Source organism: Vitreimonas sp., from assembly GCF_036392335.1.
Lineage (GTDB): Bacteria > Pseudomonadota > Alphaproteobacteria > Caulobacterales > Aquidulcibacteraceae > Vitreimonas.
Genome location: NZ_DASVYD010000033.1, coordinates 1 through 7,961, shown reverse-complemented (window position 1 = coordinate 7,961; position 7,961 = coordinate 1). Strand labels below are relative to the sequence as shown.

Genomic DNA, 7,961 nt, shown 5'->3' with positions numbered 1-7,961 from the left:
CCCGGCCTCTGTGGATAATATCTGGGCCATTGAGGTGCATCCGGGCCAATCCTTCGCCTACGAATTGCGCCGCCCGAACCGGCATTTCCGCGTCGAGTTCGACCTGACCCGCGCGGTTCCAGCGCCGCCGGCTCCTGGGGCGCGAATTAAGCCTTTTTCAGCGACGGCCGCGGCGCCTCCCAGGGGTTTGGTCATGGTTTGGCCAGACGACGACTGTTAGGCTCCGGCGGCCGGCATGAGACACCAGGACGCCCTCGCCCAGCTCGCCCGCGAAACCCAGCGCGCCAAGGGCCGGCTGGCGCTGGAACGCGGCCTGCGCGCCGGCTTCTTCCTCGTCGCCGCCATCGGCCTCTGGGCCTTCATCGCACTGATCGGCGGCCACGAGGCGCTGCCGCTCTTGCTGCAAAGTCTCACCGCGCTTGCGGCGCTGCTTGTGTTTGCCTGGCTTGGCGTCCGCGCCAAACGCGCCTGGCGCCAACCCACCGAAGAAGAAGCGCGCGCACGGCTTGCCGAAGATGCCCGGCTCGATTCTGGCGCGTTCGAAGCGCTGCGCGATCAGCCCACGCGCTATGACCCGTTCTCTGTCGCGCTCTGGCAGCGCGAGCGTGAACGCGCGATTGAGCGTGCGGAGAAGGCACGCGTCGGGCCGGTGCGCGTGCGGCTCGATGAACTCGATCCCTACAAGCTGCGCTATGGCCTGCTCGTTGCGCTGGCGCTCGCATTGCTGTTCGCCAATGTAAACGCGCCTGATCGGTTGGCGCGCGCGTTCGCGCCGGACCCTGGCCCATTGCTCGGCGACCAGGAAATGGCGATCGAAGCCTGGGCAACGCCGGCCGAATACACGCGCGCAGGCCCGGTCTCGTTGAGCGAAGCCATCGGCGAGCGGGTAGAGACCCCGCCGAGCGTGGAAGTCACGGTGCGTCTCACCGGCCCGTCTGGCGCGCCCGTGCTCGTGTTCCATGGCGGCCGCGACCAACTGCGCCAACGCTTCGAGCGCGCGGCGGACGGCGCCTGGGAAGCGCGGATGCAAATCCCACGCGGCGGCCAGCTCAAGATCGTGCGTTTCCACACGCGCGCGCAATGGCGCCTGGCGCCGGCGCCCGACGCCGCGCCCACGGCCGATTTCGTGGCGCCCATCACAAGCCTGCCGGACGAGCACGTCTCCATCTCTTGGCGCGCGCGCGACGATTTCGGCATCCGCCGCATGGCGCTGCGTGTGCGCCCGATCAATCCACCGGAAGGCCTGGTGCGCGCTGATCCCGTCGATACTGAGCTCGAAGTCCCCGCGGGCGATCCCGCGGAAGCACAATCGGAAAGTACGATCGATCTCGCCGCACACCCCTATGCCGGCATGGAAGTCGAAGCCCGTGTCGTCGCGTTCGACGCCCTAGGCCAAGAAGGCGTCAGCGACCCTATGCGCTTCACCTTGCCCGAGAAGGTCTTCCTGCAACCGCTCGCTCAAGCCGCCATCGAAATTCGCCGTCACATTCTGGCGGAGCGCCGCGCCTATCGCGAGGAACGGCCCGAAGTGCGCCACACCATTCCGGCCGGCGACATCATCCTCGGCACGCAACGTATCGAAATCCGCGACTATGACCGCCGCCCGTCGCTGCAGCGCGCGCCGGAAGGCATTCGCCGCGCCGCGCGCCTGATCGATGCGCTGACGATGGAGCCGCATGACGGCTATTTCCGCGATCTCGCCGTGTTCCTTGGCTTCCGCTCCGCCCGCGCACAACTCGATGTGGCGCGCGACATCGACGCGACGGAACTCGCGGCCGATACGTTGTGGCGCACGGCGCTGCGCGCCGAATATGGCGGCGCCGCAGATGCGCGGCGGGCGCTTGAGGAGGCGCAGCGCCAGCTCGCCGAGGCGCTCGCGCAAAACGCACCACAAGACCGCATCCGTCAGCTCATGGAGGCCCTGCGTCGGGCGACCGAAAACTACATGCAGGCCCTGGTGCAAGAAGCGCTGCGCAATGGCGATCGCGCCAATATGGAAGACACCGAGGAACAGACGAGTATCAGCGGCCAGGACATCCAGGAGATGCTCGAACAGGTTCAGCGCCTCTCCGAGCAAGGCCGAAACGAAGAAGCCAATCAGCTGCTGCAGCAGCTCGCCAACATTCTCGCCAACATGGAAGTGCAATTGGAACAGGCGCAAGGCGAAGGCGGCGAACAATCCAACGAGCAGATGCAGCAAAGCATGGACGCCCTCTCCGAGCAGATGGGCGAACAGCGCGCGCTGCGCGACGAGACGCGCCAACAACAGCAAGGCCAAGGCGGCAGCGGCGGCAATCAGCAAGGCGCTCAAGGCGGCGGCGAGTTGGCGCGCCGTCAAGCCGAGATTCGCCAAGGCCTCGCCGAAGCGCAGCGCATGGCCGAGGAATCCGGCGCGGCCCCGAGCGACGACCTGAACGCCGCGGGCGAAGCCATGCGCCAAGCTGAAGACGCATTGCGGCGCGGCGATCTCGAAGGCGCTGAACGCGCGCAGAGCGCCGCGCTCGACAATCTGCGCGAAGGCGCGGAATCGCTTGCCGCCGAGATGCGCGAACGGGGCCGAGAAAATAGCCCCCCGGATCAGGCGGGGGACGGCGCGCGCGATCCGCTCAACCGCCCCGTCAGCGGCGCCGGCGCCACAAGCGGCGAAGGCGAAATCCCAAGCCAAGCTGACCCCGTACGCGCGCGGGAAATCTTCGACGAAATCCGCCGTCGCGCCCAAGATCCCAATAGACCTGAGGCCGAGCGCGAATATCTAAGGCGTCTGCTCGACCGCTTCGGCGATTCATAACGGAGGACACATGCGCACGCTTTTCGCCACGGCTGCTCTCGCCGCGCTCGTCGCCTGCTCACCGCCCGCGCCAGCGCCGCAACAAGACACGTCCACGCCGCCGCCGACGGAGATCGCGTGCAACACAGTGGCGCCTGATCCCGCGCGCCAAGTGGGCGTCGAAGAAGAACTCGCCGTCGCCGCGGCTGCGTCCGATCTGCGCGGCGGCCGCATCGCGCCAGGGACCTATGATCTGACGCAGGCCGTGCGCATTGGATCGGCCACGGGGTGGACGAACACGCGTTCTGTTGCGCTCGAAGTGACGGAAGCCGCGAACGGCGGCGTGACCTTCAATTGGGCCGGCGCCGAGCCCGGCGGCTTGATCGATCGCTGGACGGCCGATTTCACCGAAACGCCGAGCCCGGGCATCACATACACATGCGGACGCGTCGGCACTGTCGCCGCCGAATTCAGCGCGACGCCGGATTCGCTTGAACTCCGCTTGCCTGATGGCGCGAACGGCCGGCTCAATCTGAGCTTCGCGCGCCGACCCTAGTCGATCGCCGCGATGTACGGCAGGCCGCGATAGCGGCCTGCGTCGTCCATGCCGTAGCCGACGAGGAAATCACCCGGAGCATCCCAGCCGATCGCGTCGATCGGTTCACCCATCGCCAGCGGCTTCCGCACGAACGCGCATGCCAGGGTGCGTGTGGCGCCCTTCGCCATGAGATGCGCGCGGGCATAGGCGATGGTGCGGCCGCTATCGAACACATCATCGATGATGAGCGCCGGCCGGCCTTCGACCGATCGCGAAATATCAGCGCGCACGACAACCTTGCCCGAGCTCTCGCGCGCATCGCGATAGCTTTCAAGCCACAATGAATCATAGATCGGATGTTTGCCGCGCCTCTCGATCGCGCGCATGAGATCAGCGGCGAACGGAATAGCCCCTTGTAGCAAGGCGACGACAGTCCAATTGTCGTCGACCTCACTCAATTTGTCGGCAAGTTGTTCGACGCGCGCGGCAATGCCGGCTTCATCAAGCAAAACGCGCAGACGCGCGTCAGCCATTCGTGAAGCGTAGGCCGTCGACAGGCTCCAGCGCGCTGGTCGTGGCCGGTTGACCATCGACCGGCTGGTCGAGCGTCAGCGGCTCCTCGCCATCCTCATCGACCGGCGCAGCGGCCGGCGACACGCGCGCGGGACCGCCCGCGAGCGCGACGTCTGAGAAATTGCCGAATGTCGCTTCAAGATCGACGGCGTCCGATGGCGGATTCTCGACCCGGATTTGGAACGGAATGGCTTCGCCAGCGGCGAGCGGCTGATCCGTGACCGAGTTCACGAGCTCGAAAATCTCCTGCGAGCGCGTGTCACGCAACGAGACTCGCACCGGCGGCACAAGCTTGTCATCGCGGCCGATGTTGCGAACTTCACCCGAGACCAACAGGATCGGCGTCGGGCCGTCGAAAGCGCGCTCAACCGAGAGGTCGTAAAACTCGAGGCCATAGACGTTCACCGGAAGACCGAGCGCGGCGTACGCGCTGGCCGAACGCGGCCACAGCTCAGCGACATCCTGACGGAAGGCGACCATACCGGTCGCCGACGCGGCGAGCGCCGCGCCTGTCGCGGTCCACACCACGGCGGCGGCGCGGGCGCGCTCCCGGCGCATGCGGTCGGCCTGTTGGGCGCGGAATTTGGCGGCCGCGGACGGCGCAGGGCCGGGCTGTTCGGCGGCGCGACGCAATCTTTCGACACGTTCGCGTGTCAAAGGTTCGTTCGCTGGCGCTTCCGCCCGAACGGAATCCATCGGCTCCGCCGCGGTGCGCAGCTCCAGCTGCGGCTCGGCGAACCAGGAGAATCCGCAGGCCGCGCACCGCACCGTCCGACCAGCGGGTCCGATTGCGGCGTCGTCAGCGTAATAACGCGTCGAGCAAGACGTGCAGGTTAGGATCATGGTAACGATACGTTCAGCTGCCCCAGTGACTGATTTTCGTGCCTTGATTCTAATAAATTTGTCCAGTCATGCCCCGCACTAACCCGGTGGACATAGACCTCTACGAGCGCGGCGCCCTCGTCCGTTTCGCGGGCGTGGACGCCGGCTATGGCGCGGCTACCGTTCTGGTGGGGATTGAGTTCGAAGCGCGCAAAGGCGAAGTCGCGCTCGTCACAGGTCCCGCCGCTGCTGGCAAGACTACGTTCCAACACCTGCTGCGGCTAGCGTTGGAGCCTCGTTCTGGACGAGCTGTAATCTTGGGCGTGGACGTCGGGCGAGCCAGTGCGCGAACGAAGGCCGACGTGAAGAAGCGCATCGGCTATGTCGCTGAAAATCCAGTGTTCATTGAGCATTGGAGCGCGTTCGATAACATCGCAATGCCATTGCGTCTGATCGGCCAAAAGCCGCGCGACTATGACGACGACGTGCGCGAACTTGTGGATTTCGTTGGCCTCGGCGACGCCGCGGACATCACCGTCGAAAAACTTTCGAATGCGGAACGACGCAGAGTGGCCATAGCCCGCGCGCTCGCGGCGAAGCCAGACCTCATCCTCGCCGATGATCCCACGGCCGGGATGTCGCCGGCGGACGGTCGTCGGGTTGTGCGTTTGTTAACGGAGATGCGGCGCGTGGGCGCCGGCGTGATCATCACCTCTCAGGACGAGAGCCTGGCCGACGTGGGCCCGATCAATCGTTGGCGGATGGACCGCGGTCACCTATCTCGCGTTGGCTACGATGGCGGGGAGCCAACGGAGGCGGAGGAATGAGAAATCCGTTCGCCGGCCTTGAGCGCGCCCTCTTCTGGACGCTGGCGTTTGCCGCCTTTGCCGCCGCCGCGGTGGGGCTCGGCGCTCGCGCCGCCGACCGCATCGCCGTCGCCTACGAGCAGCAGCGCAGCAATTATGCGATCGTCCGCGTGCTGGCGCCGGAAGGCGAGGAAGGCCTCGCCGCCGCCCAGGCCGCTCTGAACGCAGCCCCGCACGTCACCAGCGCAGCACCCATGACGGCCGGCCGCGCCGCAGCTCTGCTGCAGCAATGGGGCGGCTCGGACGTGCAAGCGGAGGATTTGCCGCCGCTTCGGCTGATCGAGATCGAACTGGCCCCCGCGCCGGCCCATGTCGACGTGCCCGGGGACATTGTCGCCGCTCTGGCTCAGGGCGGCGTCACAGCCGAACTGGTCGGCGCTCCGGATTCCGCCTCAGGCGGCGGGCTTTCGGGCATTGTTCGTCAGATCGCGCTATGGGGCGCGGTGGCGTTCGCCGCGACCATGGCGGTAATCGTCTGGCTCGCCGCGCGCGGTCTCGCGGCGCGGCGGCGGGAGATGGTCACTGTGATGTGCGACCTCGGCGCCACTCAGGGCCAAGCCGCCGGCCGCGTTGCCGACGAGGCCGCCAGGACCGGCCTCGCCGCTGGCATGGTGGGAGGCGTGTTGGCGGGCTTTGCGGCGTTGGTCGTGTTGCTGCTGGTCATTCCAGGCGCGCGCCTCGACACTCTGCGCGACATGATTCTGCCGATTGATCTTCTGCCCATAGCCGCCGTCCCGCTTGGTGCGGCCATTTTCGCCGGCGCCGGCGCGCGCGCAGCGGCGGCGTCCTTCCACCGACAGGCCGCGAGGCTCGGCTGATGCGCGGCGTGCTGCTTTGGGCGGCGCTGCTGGCCGTGGTTGCGTTTCTCGCCGGCTTCTGGAGCTTCGCCACGCGCGTCCGCACCGAGGTCCCTGAACCGCCGCCAGCGCAAGCGATCGTCGCGCTGACGGGCGGCTCGCTTGAACGACTGTCGACAGGCGTGCGCTTGCTGCAGGAACAGAAAGGCGAGCGCCTGCTGATCTCAGGCGTCAACCGGATCGTCACCGATGCGGAACTCTATGAGGTGCTCGATGTCGACGCCGCGCTCGGCGAATGCTGCATCGATCTCGGTCGCCGCGCCGAGGATACGCTGGGCAATGCGTCGGAAACCGCAAGCTGGGCGCGGCAGCATCGTTTTACGCGCCTGATCCTCGTCACCGACGATTTTCACATGCCGCGCTCGTACGCCGAATTGTCGCTGGCGATGCCGGAAGCGGAGATCTACGCCTATCCCGTGCGCACGCGTTGGACCGACCCCGCGCTCTGGCGCAGCGATTGGGGGGCGGCGAGCCGACTCGGCTCCGAGTACGTGAAATATCTTGTCATTCGCGGCCGTGAGGCGTTGATCAGCCTGGGCACACCGCAAGAGACCGAGGCCGACGCACCGGCATGACGCTTCTACGTTCCATCATTTTCGTCATCTGGCTCTACGGCTCGATGGCCGTGATCGGTCTGACGCTGTGGCCGTTCGTTCTGATGAACGAGCGCCATGTTTGGACGGCGCTGCGGTCATGGGGCCATGCGACAGTGTGGGGCCTGCGCTGGATCGTCGGGGCGCGCGTTTCGTTTGAGGGCCTTGAGCACGTGCCGGAAGGCGGCGCGCTGATCGCGATGAAGCACCAATCCATGCTGGACACGATCGCGCCGGCGCTGTTCTTGCCGCGCCCGGTCTATGTCTACAAAGCCGAACTCGGCGGCACGCCCGTGATGGGCGCGTATCTGAAGAAGAACCAGATCGCGGTCGATCGCGGCGGCTATGCGAAGGCTTTGAAGAGCATTGTGCGCGGCGCCCGCACGGCCGTGGCCAAAGGCGGCCAGGTGCTGATTTTCCCCGAAGGCACGCGCCAGGAAGTCGATGCGCCGCCGGATTACAAGCCGGGCATCGCCGCGATGTACAAGGATTTGAACATCCCCGTGACGCCCGTCGCCTGCAACACGGGGCTCGTCTGGAAGCCCAAGGGTTTGATCCGTCGCCCGGGCCACGTGACGTTCAAAGTGTTGCCAGCGATTCCGCCGGGCCTGCCGCGCGAGGAATTCATGCGCGAGCTGCAGGAACGGATCGAAAGCGAGAGCCAAGCATTGTTGCCTCCACAGAAGCGACGCAAGGCGGAGCCGGTGGCGGCGAAATGAAAACGAAATATCTTTGGCTCGTCGGCCCCTGGGCCGTGTTCATCCTGCTCGCCTTGGGCTGGACGTTCTATTGGAACACCGTCGCTGGCGAAGCCGAGCGCCGCCTGAACGCTGCGCTCAGCGAACAGCAAGCCAACGGCGCCGCCGCGCGCATTGGCGCAATTTCGCGCCACGGCTTTCCCGCCATCATGCGCCTACAGCTCAACGATGTTTCCTATGCGCCGGC

At 66.5% G+C, this 7,961-nt stretch carries 9 protein-coding genes and 1 pseudogene; 8 read left to right on the top strand and 2 right to left on the bottom strand.

What is annotated here, in order from left to right:
- The 3 genes and pseudogenes from VF769_RS08025 to VF769_RS08015 form a co-directional block, all read left to right on the top strand.
- Nucleotides 1–220, top strand: a pseudogene (locus tag VF769_RS08025) (hypothetical protein); the annotation flags it as partial.
- 15 nt (nucleotides 221–235) lie between these two features.
- Entirely contained in the window at nucleotides 236–2,788 is a 2,553-nt protein-coding gene (locus VF769_RS08020; protein ID WP_331007869.1) for a DUF4175 domain-containing protein, read from the top strand.
- A 10-nt stretch (nucleotides 2,789–2,798) separates the two neighbouring features.
- Complete coding sequence (locus VF769_RS08015; protein ID WP_331007868.1) at nucleotides 2,799–3,323, top strand: hypothetical protein; 525 nt, start codon at nucleotides 2,799–2,801, stop codon at nucleotides 3,321–3,323.
- On the opposite strand, the gene VF769_RS08010 is transcribed toward VF769_RS08015, so the two are convergent.
- Entirely contained in the window at nucleotides 3,320–3,838 is a 519-nt protein-coding gene (locus tag VF769_RS08010) for a phosphoribosyltransferase (RefSeq protein ID WP_331007867.1), read from the bottom strand. The genes VF769_RS08015 and VF769_RS08010 overlap by 4 nt on opposite strands.
- A complete protein-coding gene (locus VF769_RS08005; RefSeq protein ID WP_331007866.1) occupies nucleotides 3,831–4,721 on the bottom strand; it encodes an MJ0042-type zinc finger domain-containing protein in 891 nt (296 codons plus the stop codon). The genes VF769_RS08010 and VF769_RS08005 overlap by 8 nt, the downstream gene beginning before the upstream one ends.
- Nucleotides 4,722–4,789: 68 nt before the next feature.
- On the opposite strand from VF769_RS08005, the gene VF769_RS08000 reads away from it, so the two are divergent.
- From VF769_RS08000 to VF769_RS07980, 5 genes are all read left to right on the top strand, one after another.
- A complete protein-coding gene (locus tag VF769_RS08000) occupies nucleotides 4,790–5,527 on the top strand; it encodes a cell division ATP-binding protein FtsE (protein ID WP_331007865.1) in 738 nt (245 codons plus the stop codon).
- Complete coding sequence (locus VF769_RS07995) at nucleotides 5,524–6,384, top strand: hypothetical protein (protein ID WP_331007864.1); 861 nt, start codon at nucleotides 5,524–5,526, stop codon at nucleotides 6,382–6,384. The genes VF769_RS08000 and VF769_RS07995 overlap by 4 nt, the downstream gene beginning before the upstream one ends.
- Nucleotides 6,384–6,998 carry a YdcF family protein gene (locus VF769_RS07990; protein WP_331007863.1) on the top strand — a complete coding sequence of 205 codons (615 nt, stop codon included), beginning with the start codon at nucleotides 6,384–6,386 and terminating at the stop codon, nucleotides 6,996–6,998. Before VF769_RS07995 ends, VF769_RS07990 begins: the two co-directional genes overlap by 1 nt.
- On the top strand, nucleotides 6,995–7,735 hold the full coding sequence (locus VF769_RS07985) for a lysophospholipid acyltransferase family protein (protein ID WP_331007862.1): 741 nt from the start codon (nucleotides 6,995–6,997) through the stop codon (nucleotides 7,733–7,735). Before VF769_RS07990 ends, VF769_RS07985 begins: the two co-directional genes overlap by 4 nt.
- Nucleotides 7,732–7,961: DUF2125 domain-containing protein (locus tag VF769_RS07980; protein WP_331007861.1), on the top strand; the 230-nt coding region annotated here is incomplete at its 3' end. The genes VF769_RS07985 and VF769_RS07980, both read left to right, overlap by 4 nt.